Genomic DNA, 19830 nt, shown 5'->3' on the forward strand with positions numbered 1-19830 from the left:
AAAAGCATGAAGCAGGTAGCCCCGGAGCGATCCGTGCCCTATCCGACGAAACTCCCCGCCACCGAGTTCAAATGACACTGCTGAATCCCAATTTGCCAGAATCCATTGCCGATGAGCTACGACTGCAGCTGGATCGCGGCGTCCCTCTTGGCAACGCGTTGCGCACGCTCGCGGGAACGCCTCCTCGCGGCGTGCTCTTCCTGTGCCAGGCTCTGCGGATCGTTCTGGAAATTGACAATCGCGAAGCTGCACGCATCATCGCTCGTGAAGTCACGCTTTACGATGGCGACTCACAAGGCGCGTCTGCCTCCTATCGAATAGACAGATGAAAGAATACGCGAACGGAAAGGGGCCAGGTTCATTTCCGAATCCCAACTCGCAGGCTGCAATTGAGCGTCGCCCTATCTCACTGAGCCAGCCAGAAAATGAAATCTTTCCTCAGCAGAATCATTCAGCGTCTTTCCGCATTCCGGAATGAATTGCATGAATCAGGCGAAGTCACGGTGACGCCAGTCGACCACACCCACACAACTGCGCATGCCACGAGATGTGTCGCCCAAGACACATTGAATGCCCACCCGCCGCGGTGGGAAATGTCTGTCGCCAAACGCGCTGCTTATAATGTTGTGCAATCTCAAGATGGCTATCTGGCCGAACACCGTTTCAAGGATGAAACCATCGGCCTGGAAGCCCACGTGCATGGAAACAGCCCCGTGGAAGGCGATGGTATGCTTCGTGGGTACCCATTCTATTTCCGCGCACGACATGCGGAATGGAGCTTCACACTCAGCCTAGACCCAGAAGTTGATCCATGCGGCTTGCGTGAAAGCGACCAGCCGGGCTTCTTCATCGATGGCGAGCATTCTGGCTATGGCTTGTGGGATTATTTCGGGTCCGAGTCCGATGCGAGTTACATGCACTACGCCGACGCCGAGGCGATCATTCGTTATTGCGCACAACGCTTCCTTTTCGAGCTTGCGCGGGCTGACTCGTAACCCGTAAGGCGGGTGCAAGACCCGCCCTACGATGCCTGCTGTTGTAGGGCGGGTCTCGCACCCGCCGCAAACGGAGTCAGAGGACCGCAAGCTGCACCACCGCCCCGAACCCATGCTGCGACATGCAAATGAACGACCACAACATCCTTCACGACCCTGCGATGTTCGCGATATGGGCCCATGTCGACCCATCGAAGCTCCTGCGCGCTGCGGAACACCTCGCAAGCGTGAGCACGCTGTCCGTCCCACAGGCGTACCAGATCGCGAAGCAGGCCGCTGCGGAACAGAAAATGACCATCGTATGGGAGTTCGTCTGGTACTCGGAAACCGCGCGACTAGCCGTGCACCTGCCCGCTGGATTTATCGCGGCAAGCGCAGTCATCACCCAGGACTCCGTTGATCCTGACACTTCCACATTCTGCCAGGTGCATGGCTGCTTCTACTTCCGCAAATGCGGGGTTTGCAGCAACGATCACCTGCCGTTGCCGTAAGAAAAACTCAGCCAAAGACAAACGACAGCGCGCCGGCAAGTACATCGACATAGATTCCCATGCCCATCAAATGCATCAAGTGCTCGACGCAAATACCAGTTTCGGGCTGTCTTGCACTCTATGCCATCGACTACGACACAACCACGCATTCGGCGGATGAGGACAAGCTATTGTGGATGCCGACAAAGACCGTGTGGTGCGGCGCATGCAATGTTCCCACCATGGCGGAGGACATCCGCTCACCTGCCGAATGGGAAGACGCTTTCACAGCGATGCGCATCGGCATGCGGGTTGAATTTCCGTACGACGGCTTGCACGAAGAAGGCCCCAACCCACTGCTCGGCCGAGCCAGGCAGCTGTATGACGCGGTACGGCATCGCAACGACCGAGGCCGTTGCCTGCACTGCGGCGGGTATCAGCACATCGATATCGATTCCCCGCATTTGCGTCACGATGACTGCGGCGGCAGGTTTGAAACCATCATCTGGATCGGCTCCGCGAAGTACCTGCGAAGTGCATACAAGATCTTCTTCAAGGACGGCATGCTGATCGGCCAACTCGGCCGACCCATGGAGAACGGTCGGGTTGAAATCGAACCATTCGGATACGCCGACATACGCTTGCCCGAAATCCCGGGCACATACGTGCCGGGCGGCTCGTAAACGAGCAAGATGGACTCGTAGGGTGGCGGTGAGCGCAGCGAACCCCACCAGAACGAAGCGACGAGACATCCGCCGACGTGAGCTTCAATGCGCATGCCACGACGATTCGACATCACCGCTCGCGGCCAATGGTGGGGTTCGCTGCGCTCACCACCACCCTACTCGCTGACGAACGGCGGCAAGCCTGATTGAACGGCCGCGCTCGCTGTCAGATGATGCCGACCATCGCCGTGACCTCGCAATGACATGACATATCGCCTGCTCACCATCGCCCTCCTGCTGCTGCCCCTGACTGTTCCCGCTGCGGATGCGAGTGGCGAAGAGAACAGCCAGACCGGCACCCTGCACATCAGCCGACCAAAGTACTTCATCAACGGCGGCATCAAGCCGGGAGTCGTGATCGACGGCGAAGAGTATCCCGCCCTTCCGAACGGTGCCTGCATGACCGTCGAGCTGGCACCGGGCGCGCATACCATCGCACTCAAGCTCAGTGATCGCTACACGGACGTCGAACCCCGCCCCTTCAACGTGGACGCTGGCGGCAGGACACATGCCCAGGTGGTGACACTCGTCAAGAAGGTAGACGACGACGCATTCCATCGCATCTTCTTCGTCGACATCATGGAAACACCACCGCCGGACAAGCAGATCGCATGCCCCCGGCAGATCGACCCCACGAAAGGCAAGAGGCACCGCAAGAGCGTGTGGACGGACAACTAGGCCTTGTCGCACGAAAGCCGGGACACCCAAAGCCTTCTTCCTCGGCACGCCCCACCTCACATCCGCCCATGCCCTTGGACGAAGACGACATGACGATCAGGACATCCATCACTCATCAGCTGCTCGATGCCTATGGTGTAACTCGATTGCTGAGAAGCAAAGCCGCCATCATTCTCGAAAGAATCGCCCGTGGCGCAGGCGCGGTGTCCTGGTACGTGTGCGACTGCGAGGCGGCCCTCGATGCCATCAGCACCCGTTTCAAGCCTGGTAGTGTCGTCAGCTTCTATTTCGATGATCGCATCAAGACCTGTCGCGCCGAGGACCTGCCGCTCGACGACATCGACGCGATCATCGGTCGCACCGGAGAATGTGTTGTCGGCCGAGTTGCAGACAATGGCATCGACATCGACGCATTCGGCTTCTGCGCCGCCTCCGAAGTCCGCACGGAGTTCTCGGGCCTGCATGCCGACGCAATGATGATCTACGGCCCATTCCCTGCGCGGGACTACTCGCCGGACTCGGCCATCACCTTCATCCTGCCCGACGACGACGGGGTGTTTCGCGCGCACCCGCATTGAAAGTCCGACAAAAAGCGCAAGGCGGACTCGCAGGGTGGCGACGTGACGGGATGATCGATGGTCTTGTTTCTGAATGACTGGACAAGCAGCCGGATACGATCATCCCTCCGACAGACGCGCGAGAAAGTTCACCGCATCCAATCGGCACCACTGATCGATGCGACCATCGATCGAGAACACGCGCGGTTTCTGGCGGAAGTCGAAGACGCGATACAGGTGGTAGACCTCCGCATCGCGCTGCGAGCGGGCCAACTCATTGCGGCTGACGTAGAACGGCGTGTCTTCGCCGAATGAGGTGGTCTTCACTTCGATGAGGCGGTCCTGGCCGCTGTCTTCGTAGGAATGCACGTCGTAGCCGAGGCCGTCGCCCTCCGTGGCGGCGACATGCTCGACCTTGTCGGCGAGCCGCTTCTTGCCTGCGGCATGCAGGCGACGCGCTTCGAGATCCATGACGAATAACTCCCCGGCGCGGCCGAGCGAGCGATTGCGCGCCTCCTGCGCGAGGTAATCCCGATGCGACGCAGAGAAGGTCGGCGCGTATGTCTCGGGCGCATCGGCGACGCGTTTGTCCGGCTTTGGACGTGCGACCCAGGGATCCCCGTACGCCACGGCCGGCGTCGCCGGGCGGGACACCGCCGCGAGCACCGCGTCCTGCAAGGCCTGGTCGGCCGACGCCATGCGCGCCACGACCTCGGTCAGCAGGCGTTTCTGGAAATTGTCGCGCCGCTTGTAGCCGTTGATGTAGGGATAACCCAGTTCGATCAGCACGGCGCTGATGTTGCAACGCTTGAACTCCACCGACCCGAGACTGCGGTCCTCCAGCCGATCCATCAACGCCTTGGCACGCGCCCGCTTCACGTAACGCTGGCCGTTCAACTCCAGCGTGAGCATCTGCAGATAGTCCGCCACGCATGCCTCGACTTCCTCCCGAGACCAGTCAGTGCCCGCCGTCATCCCTCACCCCCGACTTTTCGCCAGGTTAGCAAAGATCCGGCAAACGGCATCCAACGACATCGGTCGGCGAATGTCGGGAGAAATGTGATGCCGAATCGCCCCCGCACATCAGTCATAATCCCGCGCCGCATCGCCCCCATCACCGCAAACCCTGCATGCCCTGCCCGCAGGCGGCAGGCCGGAGTCACGACATGTCCAAACCACTGTCAGCCGCGGGCCGCTGGTTCGCGGCGGCTGCGTTCATCGAAGGCTTCACCTGGGCCGGGCTGCTGGTCGGCATGTGGCTGAAGTACGGGCTGGAAGTCACCGACCTGGGCGTGTGGTTGTTCGGGCGGCTGCACGGGGCCGCGTTCCTGTTCTACGCCGTGGTGGCGGTCGCGGCGGGCGTGCGGCTGCGCTGGCCGCTGTGGGCGTTGGTGGTGGCGCTGCTCGCGGCCGTGCCGCCGCTGGTCACCGTGCCGGTGGAGATGTGGTTCCGGCGCATCGGCCTGCTGGGCGAGCGCGCGTCGTAAGGCGAGGCCCTGCATGCCGCGAGCGGCGCAGGGCCCGCGTCAATCCCACCACAGCCACACCCACGGCGATTTCGCGAGGGTGTCGGGTTCCATCTCGAAGGTTTCCTCAAGGTCCGGGCAGAACTCGACGATCTCCTGCGTCAGTTCCGTCACGTCCTCGGGCATGCGCAGGAAGCGGAAGACCACGGTCTCAGTGTCTGCGGCGACGATCTCGACGCCGTGGCGTTCGTGCCAGCGCATGAGCTGCGCGACGACATCTTCCGCGGCAAGACCGTGGTTCACGGGGTCGACATCGGCGACGCGGATGACCTCGAACGGATCGCGTGAAGCGACGAAGACGACATGGTCGCGACCGGCATGGGTGGCGTCGTCGCCGAGGTTGCGCAGCGTGTTCGCGAACACCTGCACGCCCGGCGGCAGACCCATGCTGCGCAGCAGCCGCACCAGGGCGATGCCCTGCTCGCCTTCGCGGCGACCCGCGCGGTCCAGCAGCAGGGTGCGCGCGCCGTCCCTGCGTTCGCGTCCGAAGTCGACCGTGCTGTATTCGACCAGCTCGCCACCCGTCTGAGCGGCGACCATCGCAGCGAACGCATGCGCGCGTTCGTCATCGGTACCGGACGCAGGCACTGCGGTGGATGACGCATCGCCGTCTTCAGGTGGCCGAGGGCGGATCGCGATGCGCAGTGACTGCCCACAGCCGCAGGCGCCGATGCTGCGGATCGCGCAGCGGTCGCAGCGCATCGCATTGCAGGCGCCGCAGGAAAAGCCGAACAGCGACCACTGCTCCGGATTCGCATGGGCGATCGGGCTGCCACCGGGCACGATCGAGCTGGAAATCATGCGCTTGCAGTCGGGGGTGGCGCAGCCGTAGACGGTCATGGTGGGCTCCGTGATGTGCAGGGTGGGCGTGAAGGCATGCGGACGTGCAGCCGCAAGCGGCTAGCCGCGTATCCAGCGACCGCTGACCGCATCCCACTTCACGCCCAGTCGCGCGCCCTGCTCGGACGGCTCCTCGCGCGCGGGATCGCTGCCATCGCCGGTGAGGCTGAGCTTGATCGTGAGCGTGCATTCGTAGTGACCCGGAGGCTGCTGCGGACGCGGGCTGCAGGTTTCCTTGCGCGCGTCGAACAGCTTGGCGCGCAGCTTGAGCGGCTGTCCGCTGGCGGTGACGGTCGCAGGCATCGGCCCGGCCTTCTCCAGCTCGGCGTATTCCTCGAAGATCAGGTCGCGCACCACGTCCGCAGGCGGCTCGCCCGAGGGCACGGGGTGTTCGGCAGGCGCGGACGCTGCCGCATCGGCGGTGGTCGCGCCCGACGCGGCAGCGCTGGTGTCTGGTGACGTGGAATCGGTGCACGCAACAGCGGAGAACGCGAGCGCAACGGCGAACAGGCATTTCGCGGTCGCGCCGACGGATGGCGCAGGCGTACCGGCAACGCCGGCATGGCGACAGGTGTGGCGATGCATGAGTTGCTCCCCTTGGCCACGCGGGCCTGGCGGCGGATGCCGCGCGGTCGATGATGCCAAGAACGACGCGACAATCGAAGCCATCGCGAATGAGCGGTCACCCGCCCATCGTCCTGCGGGCCCTCCGAGGGGGCGCAGGCAGCTCAGCTTTGCTTCGGGTGGAGCCAGATGCCTTCGTTGACCCATTCGGTCCACTGCGCGCCTTCGTCGTCGCTCCAGTAGGCGCGCGCGAGGATGTCGCCGTCAACGGCGACGAAGCCGCTGAGCACCATGCGCCGACCATCGGCGGCGTAGAACGGACGCCACCAGCCGCCCGGCACCGGCGGCCGGGATTCGGTCCAGGTCGCGCCGCCATCGCGGGTGTGCATGACGGCCATCTTGTTCTTGTTGAACATCGCGCCCTTGTACGAGAACGCATGGGTGGCATCGCGGAACGCCGGCAGCACCATCCAGCGATCGAACGGCGAATCCTGCCAGGTCTTGCCCAGATCGCGGCTTTCCCAGGGATTCGCGGCGATCGAACGGAAGCAGATGCAACGCATCACGCCATCGGGCGTGTAGGTGAACATCGCCAGCGACCCCGGCGGATTGATCGCGTGGCTCTCGCCCGAGTCCAGGTCGACGAACACGCCGCTCTTGCTCGGCAGCGTGACGGCCACCTTGCGCCCCTGGAGCTGCATCTCGGGCGGCATGCCGGGCAGGCCGGTCCAGAACTTGAATTCCATCGGCCAGTCGCCGACCTGCGTCCACGACGTGTCGCCGAAACGGCCGCGATACAGCGCCGCATTGGCGCCGTGATGGAGCAGGAACACCACTTCGTCGCCGCTGATCGAACGGATTTGCAGCACGATGCCGTAGGGCAGCCCGGCGCCGACGTCCTGCCATGTCCTGCCGTCGTCGGACGAATAGCGCAGCGTGCTCGCTTCGCCGCCCGCCAGCATGCGGCCGTCGGGGCCCTGGAGGGCGGACTTGATCGTGAAGACGCTGCCGGTATCGATCAGGCGCATGGACTGGGCGCTGGCGCGCTTGACGACGCCATTGAGCCCGCCGAACTGCACGCCGCTGTCGCCGTACGGCGTGGGGTCGAGCAGGCTGCTGGTTTCGCGACGGATGCGGTCGAGCGCGGCATCGGCGGTGGCCTCGGCATGGGGCGGGGTTTCCCAGCCCACCAGCATCTCGCCGGTGGCGGCTGCGGCGAGCTCGGGATAGAGGCCGTCGAGCAGGCGACGTCCCGCCACGGGGTCCGGCTGCCGGGTGTAGCCCCAGTACACCGTCGCGGTCTTGCGCGGTTTGACGGGCGGGCGCACCGAAACCAGCACGCTGCCGAGATAGCGCACCCGCCCCGCTTCGATCACGAACTCGGCGAGGTGCTCGGTCCCGGGCTTCGAGATTCCGCCCTTGGCGCAGATCAGCCTGCACTTCGAGCCCATGATGTCGTAGACCCGGTAACGACCGGGCGGGAGGCTGCCCGCGTAGGCGCGCGTCGTGTGCAGACCCTGCAGCCGATTGCGGAGCACGAACTGCTTCGGCTTGGCATCGTCGAGGCGTTCGACGGTGAGTTGCGGGATGAGGCCGGGCAATGCGTTCTCGTTCGCGAAGCTCGGGTAGTCGACCGACACCGTCAGCAGCACGGCGCCTTCCCCCGGCTGCAGGGCGTTGTCGGGCTGCCACGCCGCGTGGGCGGGAAGCCCGCATGCGATCAGGAACAGGGCAAGTACACGGACCATCCAGCGCATCGGCACCCTCGGGTTCTGAAAGTCGATGGCCGGAATTATGGCGCAGGGCTCATGCGGGACGGCACCCTGTGCCCCAAAAGCAGAAACCCGGCCGAAGCCGGGTTTCTGGTGTTGCGTGCAGCGGTCGCGCTTAGATCACTTCGACCTGGTCAGCCTGCATGCCCTTCTGGCCCTGCGTGGCGACGAACGAAACGCGCTGACCTTCCTGGAGGGACTTGAAGCCCGAGCCCTGGATCGAGCGGAAGTGCACGAAGAGGTCGGGGCCGCTTTCCGGGGTGATGAAGCCGAAGCCCTTGGCGTCGTTGAACCACTTCACGGTGCCGGTCTGTTTCTGGGACATGGTGTTATTTCCTTGAGCTGGAGTTGTGGAATGCCGCGTGAGCGGCGGTGGCTGGCTGCAAGGAAGGAAACGGGAAACGGTGTAGGTGTACGTGTACTTGATCTACAGCGGCAGGCCACGATTCGATGGTGACCCTTGACATTCAGCGGGGGTCACTTTAGGGCCTCTCGCCGCACAAAGCAAATGCCCGGGCGGAATGCCGGGGCGCCAGGCCCCGACGAACGGTCAACCGGCCCCGCCCCGCCCTGCCCCGGCCAGGCCGAAACCGAGGGCGTCGTGGAGGTTGCGGTCACTCCTCGGCCACGGCCTCGACCTGGATGCGCAGGGTGACGGCCATGTCGAAGCCCCAGTCCTTGCCGGCACTGATCCCGTAGTCGTCGCGCTGGATCGTGGCCAGGGCGTCGGCGCCGCAGAGCTCGCGCTTGTGCATCGGATGGGGAATGCACTTGAAGCTGTTGATCTTCAGGTCGACCGGCTTCGTGACGCCGCGCAGGGTCAGTGTGCCGGCGACGCGGGTCGGCTTGCCGTCGACGAAATCGACCAGCGTGCCGGCATAGCGCGCCTGCGGATGCTTCTCCGTGTCGAAGTAGTCGGGCGCGCGCGCGTGCTCGTTCATCGCATCGTGGCCGAAGTCGATGCTCGCGGTGTCGATCACGATGTCGACGGTGCCGGCGCCGGCCGCCTTGTCGAGCGTGACCTTGCCGCTGCTGCTGTTGAACTTGCCGCGCCACAGCGACACACCGCCCATGTGGTCGGCCTCGAAGCTGGGATAGGTGTGCGACGGATCGATGATGTAGGTGGTCGACGCCGCCTGCGCGCTGCATGCGGCAAGACCGGCGACGGCGGCGAGGGCGAGGCGGAACGGCGTGCGGGTCATCTGGAACTCCTTGGATGCGGTCGGGTCGATCGATGCGGGGCGATCAGGGGTGATGACGAACCAGGAGGAACGGGATCGACACACACATGCAATTTGCGAGCGGGCACTGAGCCCCCTTTGGAAAAGGGGGCGGCGACAGCGGGGGATTTGCAGGCCGATCGATACCGATGAAATTCATGGCCTGCCGCTTGCGTTCGCAAATCCCCCCGCCGCGCGGCGCGCGTCGGCCCCCTTTGCAAAGGGGGCGAAAGCCGAGCGCTCACGCCACCCACCGCGTCTCCCCATCGAACCGCCCACCCGGCCCGAAGCGGCGTTCGACGATGCGGGCGTGGTCGTCGGCGATCAGCACGAGGGTGCTGGCGCGTGTGCCGTAGGCGTCGCCGTGGATGAAGGCGGAGGAGAGGAAGCGTTCGCGTTCGAGGCCGATGCCGGTGTCGGGCAGCGCGTCGTCGGGGGCCTGCGTGGGGTCGGCGAGCGCGGCGAACAGCGGCTCCAGATCGGGCCAGCCGTCGTCGTCGGGCTGGGCGGCGGACGAGGCCAGCCAAGCGTCGAGGCGGGACATCGCGGCGGCGGTCTTCGGCCATGGGGCATCGAGGGCGCCATTGGACATGCCATGCACGCCGGGCGCGAGCGGGCGCATCACGAAGCGACGACCGTCCTCGCCGTCCGGCGGCGCATCGGGCAGGTTGCTGGCGTACGCGAGCGTGTCGCCGTCGTGCATGAGCAGGTTGAAGGGACGGTAGCCGGGAGCGACGGGCGCCAGCAAGGCCAGTGCCTGCGCCGCGGGCGCATCGTGGCGCACCAGGTGCGCGACCAGTTCGCCGCGCGACAGGCCCTCGCGTTCGGGCGGGCGACGCACGTTGGTGACGGCGACCAGCCGGCGACCGCGCAGCGCGAGCCAGCTGCCGCCGTGCAGTTCGTCGCGACCGCCGACGACATCGGGCGCGTCGTCCCAGGCGGCGAGCGGACGCGTCGGGCGTGCGTGGAATTCGTCGCGGTTGGTCGCCAGGACCAGTCGGTAGCGCGGGTGCGCATGCCAGGCGAGGGCGATCAGGCACATGGCGGTTCGCTGCGATCGGGGCCCTGCAGATTACGCGAGCCGGTCGCGGGCCGGATCGCAGCCGGCGCAACGCTGCGGTGCGTTGCGCACCGCGACACCGGGCGCCGGCGTCAGCGCCGCTCGGGCGTCACTTCGCTCGATGCGGCCGGCGCAGTCGGCTTCGGCGCATCGCTCGCCTTGCGCACATCGCCACGCGCGACGGTGCGCGCGGCACGGCCGGTGGCACGGTCGGTGTCGAGCCCGCTGCCGCGTGCGACGTAGGTCGAGTAGGTCAGGAACGAGGTCTCGTCGCGCGTCAGCCATTCACGCAGCGTGGGATCGATCGCCTGCGGCTGCGCATCGGCGGTCGCGCCGTCGATCAGCAACGCAGCGGTGTCCTGGGCGCGCAGGCCGGCCGGGCCATCGCTGCTCACCAGAAGCTGCGAGAGCGTCTGCCGTTCGCCGAGGCGGATCATCCGCGCCAGGTCCTCGTCGATGGCGGTGGACGGCAAGGGGAAGGCTTCCTCGGCGCGACGGCCGACCACGCGGATCGTGGCCATCAGCGGCGGCAGCGCATCGCCACCGCCGGCACCGCCACGCACCACGAACATCGGCTGTTCGACGCCGAGCGCCGCCAGGCCCTGGCCGCCCTGCTCGACCAGCGTGCGCCGGCCGAGGATCGAGCGTGCCAGGTCGTAGGCGATGCGCGTGCGCCGCGCATCCTGGCGGCAGTGGTACCAGGACTTGCTGATCGTGGCCCAGGCCAGGCCGGTTTCCGGATGGGTCTGGCCGAACACGCGCAAGCTGCTGACCAGGGACTCGGCGGCGATGCGGTGCGCGTCGTCCTTGCAGCCGTTGCGCACCAGCGTCGCCGACAGCAGGCGGCGCACGTGGTTGCGCATCGCAGGACCGTGGCCGTCGAGATGCGACAGCGCGCGGCGCAGGTCGCGTTCGGCGGCGTCGACGCGACGCAGGCGGAAATAGGTTTCGCCACGCAGCGCGAGCAGTTCGGCCAGCGCCTGCGAGCCTTCCTCGCCCAGGTCGGTGGCGTCGGAGACCGCGCGATTGAGGATCGCGACCGCGTCCTCGCTGTCGCCCTGCTCCCAGCGCGCACGCGCGAGCTGTCCGCGCAGTTCGAGGCGCAGCAGCGCGGTTTCGACACCGGGTTCGGCGAGGCGCGCGGCATCCAGGCCGGACTGGGCCATGCGCTCGGCACTCGGCGCATCGCCTCGCAGGTTGTAGAGATGCGCCTGCACCGCGTCGGCGCGCGCGTCCTGCAGCGCGCTGCCGCCACCGAGGGACTTGGATTCGGCGAGCAGGCGACGCACGCGCGCGTCGTCGCCGCGCACCAGATAGGCGCGCGCCAGCGACGAGAGGCCGCGCGCGAGCAGGCGCGGGTTGTCGGCGCCGGCGGCGATGCGCAGCTGGCGCTCGGCATTCTCGAGCAGGGCGTTGGAATCGAAGGGCGCGCCGTCGAGCGACGACAGCGTGGCTGCGCCGAGCGATTTCTCGAACAGGCCGTTGAGGATGTCGGCGTTGCGCGCTTCCATGCGTACGCGGTGCTGCTGGTACAGCGCGATCGTGCCGCCCGCGACGGAGGCGACCAGCAGCATCGCGGCGGCGGCCGTCGAAAAACCGTTCCGCCGGACGAAGCGCGATGCGCGATAGACCAGGCCGCCGTTGCGCGCGACCACCGGACGGCGTTCGAGCCAGGCCTGCAGGTCGGCGCGCAGGTCGGCGGCCGAGGCATAGCGTTCGTAGGGCGCCTGGCGCACGCAGCGCAGGGCGATGGCGTCGAGATCGCCGTGCATCGCGCGCGACAGCGCCTGCGCGCCGCTCACGCCGCGCGTGCGGGCGCACAGCAGGTCCGCCTGCAGCGCGAGCCGAGAGGGCGCGCGCGCATCGATCGCTTCGGGTGGCGCACCGGCCACGCCGGGCTGGCGCGGCCAGCCGTCGCACAGGAGCCGGTACAGCACCACGCCGAGCGCATAGACATCGATCGCCACGCTCGGCGCCGCGCCCTGGAAGACTTCCGGCGCGGCATAGCCGGCGCTGACGCCGATGCGCGAGAAACCGGCGTCGTTCTGCGGCGACAGCATCGCCGACAGGCCGAAGTCGAGCAGCTTCACGCGGCCGTCGTCGGTGACCAGCAGGTTCGAGGGTTTGATGTCCTGGTGCAGGATGCCGTGGGCGTGCGCGTAGCTGATCGCATCGCAGGCCTCGACCAGCAGCTTCACGCGGGTGCGCAGGTCGGCCTGGTGCACGTCGCACCACTGGTCGATGGCCAGGCCGTTCACGCGCTGCATCGCCAGCCACGGCTGGCCGTCGTCGCTGATGCCGGCGTCGAACAGGCTGACGATCGCGGGATGTTCGAGTTTCGCGAGGTGGCTGCGTTCCTTGCCGAACGCCTGCATCAGCGTGGGCGAGGCGAGTTCGGAGCGGATGGTCTTGAGCGCGGCCTCGCGCTCGTAGAGGCCATCGGCGCGATGCGCGGCGTAGATCACGCCCATGCCGCCGAGGCCGATGATGCCGTCGATGCACCACGCGCCGAGACGGGTGCCGTCGGACCAGATCGCGCGGCCCGCGCCGGTCTCGGCTTCACGGCCGCGCTCGGCGTACCAGCGCAGCGGAGACTCGAAGGAATAGGTCTGCTCGTCGGCGGCCAGCAGCGCCATCAGTTCGACGCATGCATCCGGGTCGCGCACCTGCAGTTCGGCCAGCGCCAGCGACAGCTGCGCACGCGACAGCTCGGCGTAATGATCGAACAGCGTCAACGCCCGGGCGGTAGGATCGATGGCGTCTTGCGGCGTCATGGCGGCAGGTCTTGGCGACGGATCGCGGCTGGACGATGGACGCGGCACCGGTAGGACCGGACCGCACGGAGGTGTCCATACCATGCCGCAAAAGTGCTAACCAGACCAGCGGAATCCATGCTGCATCGCAACATGGATGCGTGCCACGGCCCCGTCCGTGGGCTCAGCCGTCCCCGTCGCGCAGCAGGCGGGGCGACAGGTCGCCGAGCTGGGTCAGCAGGAAGGCGCGGGCCTTGCGCCAGTCGCGACGGACGGTGCGGTCGGTGATGCCGAGGGCCTCGGCGATCTCCATCTCGTCCAGCCCGCCGAAATAGCGCATTTCGACCAGTTGCCCCAGGCGCGGGTCGATCGCCGACAGCCGGGTCAGCGCGGCGTCGAGGGCGATCATCTCCTCCAGCACGAAATCGCCGCCGGCATCGATGCCCTCGTCCAGCGGCACGTCGGCCTGTCCCTGGCCGCGCTTGACCGCCATGCCCTTGCGCACTTCGTCCATCAGCACGTAGCGCATCGCGCGCGCGACGAGCGCGACGTAGTGCTTGCGGCTTTCGACATCGACCTGCGCGCCGACCAGGCGCAGCCAGCCTTCGCTGACCAGCGAGGTCGCGGAGATCTGGCCGAAGGTGCGCTGGCGGATCTGCGAACGCGCGATGCGGTGCAGGTCGTCGTAGAGCAGCGAATACACGCGATCCCATGCGGAACCCTGCCCGGAGCGCGCATCGGCGATCAGGCGCGTGACCGACTCCGGCGAATCGAGACCGAGCGAATCGAGCAGCGCCGGATCGAGCGGCGACACGAGGTTGCGCGCGTCGTCGCTGGATGCAGCGTTTCCGGACGCGTCGTCTCTCGACACGTCGTCTCTCGACACGTCGTCTCTCGACACGTCATCGATCGGCTGCTCCCCCGGCGAATCGTGGCGGTGAATCCTGCTGTTCGGCGCTGTGTTGTTCATGTCCGGAAAGCCTCCTCCTGCGCGAATGGGACCGTGCCGACGATCGATTCCGCAACCCCCGGGGGAGACACCAGACACTGCCACGCGGCAGCACGACGATACCGCATTCCGCGCTATCCGCGTACGTTGCGCGGCCCGACGCCGACCGGCCCGCAGGGCCTCCTGCCCATGCGTCGGCGCATGTCCTCGGTACGTGGCGAAGCGTGACTTCCGGGCCTGCCCCGCGCGCATCGTCCGCGCCTAGAGTCGGTGGACTGCGCCATCCGGCGCCGGAGGACGTCCATGTTGACCCGACTGTTGCTCGTGGCCGGCCTCGCCGGCCTGGCCGTGCCCGCATCCTTGCCCGCGTACGCGGGCGAACCTGCCGTCGATGCGGAGACCCTGATCCAGAAGAACCTCGACGCGCGCGGCGGCGCCGACAGGCTGCGCGCGGTCCGCAGCATGCGCGCCACCGGCAAGATGCGCTTCGGCGGCGGCATCGAGGCCGACGTGACGATGGTCGCCGTCGCGCCGGACAAGGTGCGTTTCGAACTGTCGCTGCAGGGCCTGACCGCAGTGAACGCGTGGAACGGCAAGGAGGCCTGGGCGATCCAGCCGTTCCAGGGCCGCCGCGATCCGCAGAAGACCAGCGAGGACGACGCCAAGGGCCTGATCGTCGCCGCCGACATCGGCGGGCCGCTGCTCGACTGGAAGGCGAAGGGCAGCAAGGTCGAATACCTCGGCACCGAGGACATCGACGGCACCGACGCGCACAAGATCCGCGTCACGTTCAAGAACGGCGACAGCCGCGTGGTCTTCCTCGACCCCGACCACTTCCTCGAAATCCGCATCGAAGACCACCAGTTCGTGCGCGGCCAGGAGCAGGTGTCGACCACCGACATCGGCGAATACGTGAAGGTCGACGGCGTGTACTTCCCGTTCGAGCAGGCGCCGATGCAGCTCGACGCGATCGAGCTGAACAAGCCGGTCGATGCCGCGATCTTCGATTTCCCCGCGTCCAAGTCCTGAGCCGGAGACCACCATGCACCTGTCCATGAACGTCCTGGCGCTGGCGATCGGCGCCACCCTCTCCTCCGGCATGGCCCTCGCGCAGACGCGCGACGACGCCGCCTCTCATCCCGACCAGGGCGTGATCTCCGGCCTGGGGGTCCGCAACATCGGCTCGGCCGCGATGAGCGGTCGCGTGTCCGCGCTGGCCGCCGCACGCCGCAAGGACGGCGCGCTCACCATCTATGTCGGCGCGGCCAGCGGCGGCGTGTGGAAGTCCACCGACGGCGGCACCACCTTCCGTCCGAAGTTCGACAAGCAGCCGGTGCAGTCGATCGGCGCGATCACGCTCAATCCGAACAACCCCGACGACATCTGGGTCGGCACCGGCGAGGCCTGGGTGCGCAACTCGGTGTCGATCGGCGACGGCGTCTACCGCTCCACCGACGGCGGCGAAAGCTGGAAGCACCTGGGCCTGCCGAACTCCGAGCGCATCGTGCGCATCGAGGTCGACCCGCGCAACGCGGAGACCGCGCTTGTCTGCGTCACCGGAAAACTCTGGAGCGATTCGACCGAACGCGGCGTGTACCGCACCACCGACGGCGGCAAGTCGTGGACGCTGGTGCTCAAGGGCGGCAACCCGTCCACGGGCTGCGGCAACATGAGCATCGACGCGAAGAACCCCGACGTGGTGTTCGCATCGCTGTGGGATTTCCGCCGCAAGGGCTGGACCTTCCGCTCCGGCGGCGAAGGCCCGGATGCGCCGTCGGGCAGCGGCCTGTACCGCTCGGCCGATGGCGGACGCACCTGGAAGGAAGTCACCGGCGGTGGCCTGCCGGCGAAGCCCTACGGCCGCGTCGGCGTGGCCGTGGCGCCGTCGGATTCGAACATCGTCTATGCCGTGGTCGAAGGCGTGAAGAGCGCGCTGTACCGCTCGGCCGACGGCGGGCGCACCTGGGAACGTCGCGACGACAGCCAGATGATGGTCTGGCGCCCGTTCTACTTCTCGCACCTGGTCGTCGACCCGAGCAATCCCGACCGCCTGTTCAAGCCGAACCTGCAGCTGATCCAGAGCAACGACGGCGGCAAGACCTTCTCGAACGCCGGCGGCGGCGCGCACGGCGACTTCCACGACCTGTGGATCGACCCGAAGGATCCGCAGCACGTGATCGCCGGCGACGACGGCGGCCTGTGGTTCTCGAAGGACGGCGCCAATCGCTGGTGGAAGGCGAACAACCTGCCGATCTCGCAGTTCTACCACGTCAGCGTCGACGACAAGGACCCGTACCAGGTCTACGGCGGCCTGCAGGACAACAGCAGCTGGGTCGGCGATTCCTCGTATCCCGGCGGCGTGACCAATTCGCGCTGGGAGAACCTCTACGGCGGCGACGGCTTCTGGGTGTTCTCCGACCCGGTCGATCCGAACTTCGCCTACGCCGAATTCCAGGGCGGCAACCTCGCACGCATCGACCGTCGCACGCTGGCCACGCGCGACATCCAGCCGCGCGCGCGCGACGGCGAGAAGCTGCGCTGGAACTGGAACACGCCGCTGCACCTGTCGCCGAACGAGAAGGGCACGCTGTACATGGGTTCGCAGTTCCTGTTCCGCACGCGCAACCAGGGACAGACCTGGGATCGCATCTCGCCGGACCTGACCACGAACGATCCGAAGAAGCAGCAGCAGGAGCTGTCCGGCGGCATCACCGTCGACAACTCCTCGGCGGAAATGCACACGACGATCTACACGATCAGCGAGTCGCCGAAGGACGGCAAGGTGATCTGGGTCGGCACCGACGACGGCAACGTGCAGGTCACCCGCGACGGCGGCGCGTCGTGGAAGAACGTGACCGCGAACGCGAAGGTGCCGGCGAATTCGTGGGTGTCCTACATCGATGCCAGCCGCCATGCGCCGGGCACCGCGTATGTCGCCTTCGATCGCCACACCTTCGGCGAGATGGGCCCGATGCTGTACAAGACCACCGACTACGGTGCGACCTGGACCGCGCTGGCGACGCCGAAGGACCCGAAGGGCATCCGTGGCTACGCGCACGTGCTGCGCGAGGATCCTGTGCGTCCGGGCCTGCTCTATGCCGGCACCGAGCTGGGCCTGTGGGTGTCGCTCGACGACGGCGCGCACTGGGCGCAATTCAAGGGTGGCGACTTCCCGGCGGTGGCGGTGCGCGACATCGTCGTGCAGCCGCGCGACCACGACCTGGTGCTGGCCACCCACGGCCGCGGCATCTGGATCGTCGACGACCTCACGCCGCTGCGCTCGCTGGATGCGGCGACGCTGGCGAAGGACGCGGCCTTCCTGCCGGGTCGCGCGCAGCAGCAGCGCTACAACACCTTCGGCGGCTGGCCGGAAGGCGACGCCAGCTATGCCGGGGCCAATGCGCCGAACGGCGTGGTCATCACCTACTTCCAGAAGACGCGCCACTTGTTCGGCAAGCTCAAGCTCGAAGTGATCGGCCCCGACGGCAAGGTCATCGAGACCCTGCCCGCGAGCAAGCGTCGCGGCATCAACCGCGTGCTGTGGTCGATGAACGTGAAGCCTCCGGTCGTGCCACCTGCGGCCTCGGTCGCCGGCAACAGCCTGCAGGGCCCGCGCGTACCGCCGGGCACCTACACCGTGCGCATGACCAAGGGCGAACAGGTGTTCGAGCAGAAGATCGAGGTCGGCCTCGATCGCCGCGCGCCCTTCAGCGTCGCCGACCGCAGGGCCAACTTCGACGCGACGATGAAGGTCCACGCGATGTTCGGCCGGATGAGCGTGCTGATCGCCAAGATCCAGGCCGTGCGCGGCGGTGCGGACGGCACCGCAGGCAAGCTGCCGCAGGACGACGCGCTGCGTGCGCAGCTGGCCGCGCTGTCCGCGCGCGCCGACGCCCTGCGCAAGGAGATCGTCGCGACCAAGGAAGGCGGCGCGATCACCGGCGAAGAGCGCCTGCGGGAACACATGGACGCGCTCTACGGCGGCCTGATCGGCTACGAAGGCAAACCCGCCGACACCCTGGTCGACTACACCGGCGTGCTCGATCGCCGGCTGGCGAAGCTCGAAGCCGATTTGAAGGGGCTGCAGGACGGCGACCTGGCGAAGGCCAATGCCGCGCTGAAGGCCAAGGGCTTGCCGGAGATCGCGCTTCCCGCGCAGGCACCGCTGGCCTGGCAGTCCTCGGGCGTGCCGGAAGGCCTCGCCGCGAAGGGACAGCGCAAGGGCACGGGCAAGCCGCGGCGCTGATCCGACGCCAACAGTTCCATCAGACGAAGGGCGCCCGAGGGCGCCCTTCGTGCGTTCCGATGCCTCAGCGGCCGAACGATGCGAGCACCTCGGGCCACGGCGCCGGGCGCGCGAGGTGGTAGCCCTGCGCGTACTCGATGCCGAGTCCGACGAGGGTGCGCAGTTCCGCTTCGGTCTCCACGCCTTCGACCACGATCGTCGCGTTAGTGCCGGCGGCGAAGGTGCGGATCGCGGACACCATCGTCTGCCGGCGGATGTCGGCATCGATGCCGCGGGTGAGCGAGATGTCGAGCTTGATGACGTCGGGATCGAGATGGAGGATGTGGCGCAGCGAGGCGAAGCCCGCGCCGGCATCGTCGATGGCGACCAGCACCCCCTTCGCGCGAAGCGCGCGGAGGCGTTCGGAGAGGCGCCGGTAGTCGGCGACCGTGGTGTGCTCGGTGATCTCCACGATCAGCCGCGCGGTGTCGTGGCGCGCCAGCAGCGCGTCGAACTCGGGCGCGACCAGCGTTTCCGGCGATGCGTTGATCGACAGCCGGTACGGATGCGGCAAAGCGTCGAGGCAGTCCAGCGCGCGCCCGGCGGCTTCCAGCTCCAGTTCCAGACCCAGGCCGACATCCGCCGCACGGGCGAACCACGCATCCGGTCCGAGCGTGCCGCCGGGGAAGCGCGCCAGCGCTTCGTAGGCGAAGATGCGCCGCGTCTCCAGTGCCACGATCGGCTGGAACACCATCTCGATCGCATGCTCGCGGATCAGCGCGCGGATCGACTGCATGCTGTCCTCGCGGCGCCGCGCTTCGCTGCGATCGGCTTCGACGCGATGGTTGTACTCGTCGAGCAGGTCGGAGTACTGGATCGCATGTCCGAGCACCGCGCCGACCAGGGTCGCCATCATGCCCATGCTGCGCACGTCGTCCTCGCGATAGGCGAAAGGAAACGGCGACACGACCTTGAGCACGCCGAACGGCCGGCCCTCGTGCGGCAGCGGGATGACCAGCATCGAGCGCAGGCCGACGCGGCGACAGGCCTCGCGGTTGACGCGCGGATCGTGCTCGGCGTCGTCGCAGCGCAGCACCCGGTTCTCGACGATGCACAGGCCGGACAGGCTGCCGCGCATCGGCAGGCGCAGGCCGACCTGGCCGCTCGCGCTGCCGGACGCCGCCCAGTAGACGAGCTGGTCGCCGTCGAGGATCTCGACCACCGCGCCGGTGGAGCGCGTCAGCTCCTGCGCACGATGGATGACCGCTTCGACCACCCGGTTGGGATCGTGCGCGAGCGCGGCGATCTCGGCCTGCGCGGCGATGATCCGCGCATACAGGTCGGCATGCGCCATGTCGGCGGGCGAGTCATCGGCAGGCCCGATGTCCGCACGGTCAGACGCCGCACGCCTTGGCGCCGCGCCAGGCGCGTCCCTGTTCCTTCCGGAGGCTTGCTGCGATGAGTCCCTGGCCATGTCGCATCCACTCGCCGTCTGG

19 protein-coding genes are annotated in these 19830 nt (G+C 67.2%); 9 read left to right on the plus strand and 10 right to left on the minus strand.

Going from position 1 to position 19830, the window contains the following annotated elements; all coding sequences use genetic code 11:
* Positions 1–71 precede the first annotated feature (71 nt).
* The 6 genes from ACFQ0E_RS01395 (at position 72) to ACFQ0E_RS01420 (ending at position 3446) form a co-directional block, all read left to right on the plus strand.
* The gene (locus ACFQ0E_RS01395; RefSeq protein ID WP_386821916.1) at positions 72–329 is read left to right on the plus strand and encodes a hypothetical protein; all 258 of its coding nucleotides are present in this window, start codon (positions 72–74) and stop codon (positions 327–329) included.
* A 96-nt stretch (positions 330–425) separates the two neighbouring features.
* Positions 426–995 carry a hypothetical protein gene (locus tag ACFQ0E_RS01400; protein ID WP_386821917.1) on the plus strand — a complete coding sequence of 190 codons (570 nt, stop codon included), beginning with the start codon at positions 426–428 and terminating at the stop codon, positions 993–995.
* A 128-nt stretch (positions 996–1123) separates the two neighbouring features.
* Positions 1124–1486, plus strand: coding sequence for a hypothetical protein (locus ACFQ0E_RS01405; protein ID WP_386821918.1), 363 nt, complete (start codon positions 1124–1126; stop codon positions 1484–1486).
* 59 nt (positions 1487–1545) lie between these two features.
* Positions 1546–2148: a hypothetical protein gene (locus ACFQ0E_RS01410; protein WP_386821919.1), complete on the plus strand. Its 603-nt coding sequence runs from the start codon at positions 1546–1548 to the stop codon at positions 2146–2148.
* A gap of 246 nt (positions 2149–2394) precedes the next feature.
* Positions 2395–2868 (plus strand): hypothetical protein, encoded by a 474-nt coding sequence (locus ACFQ0E_RS01415; protein WP_386821920.1) that lies wholly within the window; start codon positions 2395–2397, stop codon positions 2866–2868.
* 68 nt (positions 2869–2936) lie between these two features.
* Positions 2937–3446 (plus strand): hypothetical protein, encoded by a 510-nt coding sequence (locus ACFQ0E_RS01420; protein ID WP_386821921.1) that lies wholly within the window; start codon positions 2937–2939, stop codon positions 3444–3446.
* Between the two features lie 99 nt (positions 3447–3545).
* On the opposite strand, the gene ACFQ0E_RS01425 is transcribed toward ACFQ0E_RS01420, so the two are convergent.
* Positions 3546–4355, minus strand: coding sequence for a DUF3883 domain-containing protein (locus tag ACFQ0E_RS01425; RefSeq protein WP_386821922.1), 810 nt, complete (start codon positions 4353–4355; stop codon positions 3546–3548).
* A 236-nt stretch (positions 4356–4591) separates the two neighbouring features.
* Between ACFQ0E_RS01425 and ACFQ0E_RS01430 the strand changes: the two genes are divergently transcribed.
* Positions 4592–4912, plus strand: coding sequence for a DUF3817 domain-containing protein (locus ACFQ0E_RS01430; protein ID WP_386821923.1), 321 nt, complete (start codon positions 4592–4594; stop codon positions 4910–4912).
* A gap of 39 nt (positions 4913–4951) precedes the next feature.
* Here the strand turns inward: ACFQ0E_RS01430 and ACFQ0E_RS01435 are convergent, their stop codons facing one another.
* The 8 genes from ACFQ0E_RS01435 to ACFQ0E_RS01470 form a co-directional block, all read right to left on the minus strand.
* Entirely contained in the window at positions 4952–5791 is an 840-nt protein-coding gene (locus tag ACFQ0E_RS01435; protein ID WP_386821924.1) for a DUF4253 domain-containing protein, read from the minus strand.
* 60 nt (positions 5792–5851) lie between these two features.
* Positions 5852–6376 carry a hypothetical protein gene (locus tag ACFQ0E_RS01440; RefSeq protein ID WP_386821925.1) on the minus strand — a complete coding sequence of 175 codons (525 nt, stop codon included), beginning with the start codon at positions 6374–6376 and terminating at the stop codon, positions 5852–5854.
* A gap of 143 nt (positions 6377–6519) precedes the next feature.
* On the minus strand, positions 6520–8103 hold the full coding sequence (locus tag ACFQ0E_RS01445; RefSeq protein ID WP_386821926.1) for a sialidase family protein: 1584 nt from the start codon (positions 8101–8103) through the stop codon (positions 6520–6522).
* Between the two features lie 139 nt (positions 8104–8242).
* Positions 8243–8452, minus strand: coding sequence for a cold-shock protein (locus ACFQ0E_RS01450; RefSeq protein ID WP_137850334.1), 210 nt, complete (start codon positions 8450–8452; stop codon positions 8243–8245).
* A gap of 289 nt (positions 8453–8741) precedes the next feature.
* On the minus strand, positions 8742–9329 hold the full coding sequence (locus ACFQ0E_RS01455; protein ID WP_386821927.1) for a YceI family protein: 588 nt from the start codon (positions 9327–9329) through the stop codon (positions 8742–8744).
* A 259-nt stretch (positions 9330–9588) separates the two neighbouring features.
* Positions 9589–10389, minus strand: a complete 801-nt coding sequence (locus ACFQ0E_RS01460) for an NRDE family protein (RefSeq protein ID WP_386821928.1) — start codon at positions 10387–10389, stop codon at positions 9589–9591.
* 110 nt (positions 10390–10499) lie between these two features.
* Positions 10500–13181: a protein kinase domain-containing protein gene (locus tag ACFQ0E_RS01465; protein ID WP_386821929.1), complete on the minus strand. Its 2682-nt coding sequence runs from the start codon at positions 13179–13181 to the stop codon at positions 10500–10502.
* Positions 13182–13344: 163 nt separating this feature from the next.
* Entirely contained in the window at positions 13345–14130 is a 786-nt protein-coding gene (locus ACFQ0E_RS01470; protein ID WP_386821930.1) for an ECF-type sigma factor, read from the minus strand.
* Between the two features lie 282 nt (positions 14131–14412).
* Between ACFQ0E_RS01470 and ACFQ0E_RS01475 the strand changes: the two genes are divergently transcribed.
* Positions 14413–15138, plus strand: a complete 726-nt coding sequence (locus ACFQ0E_RS01475) for a hypothetical protein (RefSeq protein WP_386821931.1) — start codon at positions 14413–14415, stop codon at positions 15136–15138.
* A gap of 13 nt (positions 15139–15151) precedes the next feature.
* Entirely contained in the window at positions 15152–18355 is a 3204-nt protein-coding gene (locus tag ACFQ0E_RS01480; RefSeq protein WP_386821932.1) for a WD40/YVTN/BNR-like repeat-containing protein, read from the plus strand.
* Between the two features lie 64 nt (positions 18356–18419).
* Here ACFQ0E_RS01480 and ACFQ0E_RS01485 read toward each other — a convergent pair whose 3' ends face one another.
* Positions 18420–19688, minus strand: a complete 1269-nt coding sequence (locus ACFQ0E_RS01485) for a sensor domain-containing phosphodiesterase (protein ID WP_386821933.1) — start codon at positions 19686–19688, stop codon at positions 18420–18422.
* Between the last annotated feature and the right edge of the window lie 142 nt (positions 19689–19830).

It is taken from the genome of Lysobacter brunescens (assembly GCF_042677005.1).
In the GTDB taxonomy this organism is placed as follows: Bacteria; Pseudomonadota; Gammaproteobacteria; order Xanthomonadales; family Xanthomonadaceae; genus Lysobacter_I; species Lysobacter_I brunescens.

What these genes read in the sequence shown, in the direction of transcription:
- ACFQ0E_RS01395 (WP_386821916.1), top strand. Translation starts at nt 72, where the DNA reads ATGACACTGCTGAATCCCAATTTGCCAGAATCCATTGCCGATGAGCTA.
- ACFQ0E_RS01400 (WP_386821917.1), top strand. Translation starts at nt 426, where the DNA reads ATGAAATCTTTCCTCAGCAGAATCATTCAGCGTCTTTCCGCATTCCGG.
- ACFQ0E_RS01405 (WP_386821918.1), top strand. Translation starts at nt 1,124, where the DNA reads ATGAACGACCACAACATCCTTCACGACCCTGCGATGTTCGCGATATGG.
- ACFQ0E_RS01410 (WP_386821919.1), top strand. Translation starts at nt 1,546, where the DNA reads ATGCCCATCAAATGCATCAAGTGCTCGACGCAAATACCAGTTTCGGGC.
- ACFQ0E_RS01415 (WP_386821920.1), top strand. Translation starts at nt 2,395, where the DNA reads ATGACATATCGCCTGCTCACCATCGCCCTCCTGCTGCTGCCCCTGACT.
- ACFQ0E_RS01420 (WP_386821921.1), top strand. Translation starts at nt 2,937, where the DNA reads ATGCCCTTGGACGAAGACGACATGACGATCAGGACATCCATCACTCAT.
- ACFQ0E_RS01430 (WP_386821923.1), top strand. Translation starts at nt 4,592, where the DNA reads ATGTCCAAACCACTGTCAGCCGCGGGCCGCTGGTTCGCGGCGGCTGCG.
- ACFQ0E_RS01435 (WP_386821924.1), bottom strand. Translation starts at nt 5,791, where the DNA reads ATGACCGTCTACGGCTGCGCCACCCCCGACTGCAAGCGCATGATTTCC.
- ACFQ0E_RS01440 (WP_386821925.1), bottom strand. Translation starts at nt 6,376, where the DNA reads ATGCATCGCCACACCTGTCGCCATGCCGGCGTTGCCGGTACGCCTGCG.
- ACFQ0E_RS01445 (WP_386821926.1), bottom strand. Translation starts at nt 8,103, where the DNA reads ATGGTCCGTGTACTTGCCCTGTTCCTGATCGCATGCGGGCTTCCCGCC.
- ACFQ0E_RS01450 (WP_137850334.1), bottom strand. Translation starts at nt 8,452, where the DNA reads ATGTCCCAGAAACAGACCGGCACCGTGAAGTGGTTCAACGACGCCAAG.
- ACFQ0E_RS01455 (WP_386821927.1), bottom strand. Translation starts at nt 9,329, where the DNA reads ATGACCCGCACGCCGTTCCGCCTCGCCCTCGCCGCCGTCGCCGGTCTT.
- ACFQ0E_RS01460 (WP_386821928.1), bottom strand. Translation starts at nt 10,389, where the DNA reads ATGTGCCTGATCGCCCTCGCCTGGCATGCGCACCCGCGCTACCGACTG.
- ACFQ0E_RS01465 (WP_386821929.1), bottom strand. Translation starts at nt 13,181, where the DNA reads ATGACGCCGCAAGACGCCATCGATCCTACCGCCCGGGCGTTGACGCTG.
- ACFQ0E_RS01470 (WP_386821930.1), bottom strand. Translation starts at nt 14,130, where the DNA reads ATGAACAACACAGCGCCGAACAGCAGGATTCACCGCCACGATTCGCCG.
- ACFQ0E_RS01475 (WP_386821931.1), top strand. Translation starts at nt 14,413, where the DNA reads ATGTTGACCCGACTGTTGCTCGTGGCCGGCCTCGCCGGCCTGGCCGTG.
- ACFQ0E_RS01480 (WP_386821932.1), top strand. Translation starts at nt 15,152, where the DNA reads ATGCACCTGTCCATGAACGTCCTGGCGCTGGCGATCGGCGCCACCCTC.
- ACFQ0E_RS01485 (WP_386821933.1), bottom strand. Translation starts at nt 19,688, where the DNA reads ATGGCGCATGCCGACCTGTATGCGCGGATCATCGCCGCGCAGGCCGAG.